Genomic DNA, 1,247 nt, shown 5'->3' with positions numbered 1-1,247 from the left:
GCCCCGTTTGAGCAGCAGGAACCGGTCCCCGACAGGGAAGGCGTGGTGCGGGTTGTGGGTGATGAAGATGACCCCGAGGCCGCGGTCGCGGGCCTGCAGGATGTAGCGGAGCACCACGCCGGACTGCTTCACGCCCAGGGCCGCGGTGGGCTCGTCCAGGATCAGGACCTTCGCGCCGAAGTACACGGCCCGGGCGATCGCGACGCACTGGCGTTCACCGCCGGAGAGCTGGCCGATGGGCTGCTCGACGTCGCGTAGGTCGTTGCCCATCGCGGCGAGTTCCTTGAGCGTGATGTCCTTCATCTTCTCGACGTCCATGCTCTTGAACGGGCCGAAGCCGGACGTCAGTTCCGAGCCAAGGAAGAAGTTCCGCCAGATCGGCATCAAAGGCACCACGGCGAGGTCCTGGTAGACCGTGGCGATCCCGACGTCCAGGGCGTCCCGGGGGGAGCTGAACTTCCGCTCCTCCCCCATGATCTTCAGGACCCCGGCGTCGTGCTGGTGCAGGCCGGCGATGATCTTGATCAGCGTGGACTTGCCCGCACCGTTGTCGCCCAGCACGCAGGTGACGCGGCCGTTGTCCACCGCCATGGTGACCTCGGAGAGGGCGATGATGTTCCCGTAGTGCTTCCCGACCCCGTCGAGGGAGAGCAGGTGCACCGGGGTGTGGGTGAGGGGATCGTTTTCGTTCTGCAGCAGGGTCTGCTGGTCGATCTCTTTGGCATTCATGGTTCCGGGGCCCTTCTACTTCAGTTCCGCGCGGCGCTTGACGATGAGGTTGACGATGGTGGCCAGCAGCAGCATCAGGCCCAGGAAGAACTTGAACCAGTCCGGGTTCCACTGCGCGTAGACGATGCCCTTGTTGGCCATGCCGAAGATGAACGCGCCGATCGCGCCGCCGATCGCCGAGCCGTACCCGCCGGTGAGCAGGCAGCCGCCGATCACCGCGGCGATGATGTAGAGGAACTCGTTGCCCACGCCCTCACCGGACTGCACGGTGTCGAAGGCGAAGAGGTTGTGCATGCCCAGAATCCAGGCGCAGAACCCCACGGCCATGAACAAACCGATCTTGGTGGCCTTGACCGGCACGCCCACGGCGCGGGCCGCGTTCGCGTCCCCGCCCACGGCGAAGATCCAGTTCCCCACCCGGGTCCGCATCAGCACCCAGGTCGCGACCGCGACGAGCGCGAACCAGTAGAACACGGTGATCTTGATGTCGACGCCGCCGACGCTCACCGAGGAGGCGA

Annotated in this window: 2 protein-coding genes; both read right to left on the bottom strand. The window is 65.8% G+C overall.

Annotated features, from left to right (window positions below):
• A partial coding sequence (locus LQV45_RS33640; RefSeq protein WP_230012132.1) for an ATP-binding cassette domain-containing protein occupies positions 1–729 on the bottom strand: 729 nt, incomplete at its 3' end.
• Between the two features lie 15 nt (positions 730–744).
• The coding region (locus LQV45_RS33635) for an ABC transporter permease (RefSeq protein WP_374208371.1) at positions 745–1,247 on the bottom strand (503 nt) is incomplete at its 5' end.

The sequence above is a fragment of the Microbacterium sp. Bi128 genome (genome assembly GCF_918698205.1).
Note: the sequence above shows the minus strand (reverse complement) of the source record. Positions and strands in the feature narration are given on the sequence as shown.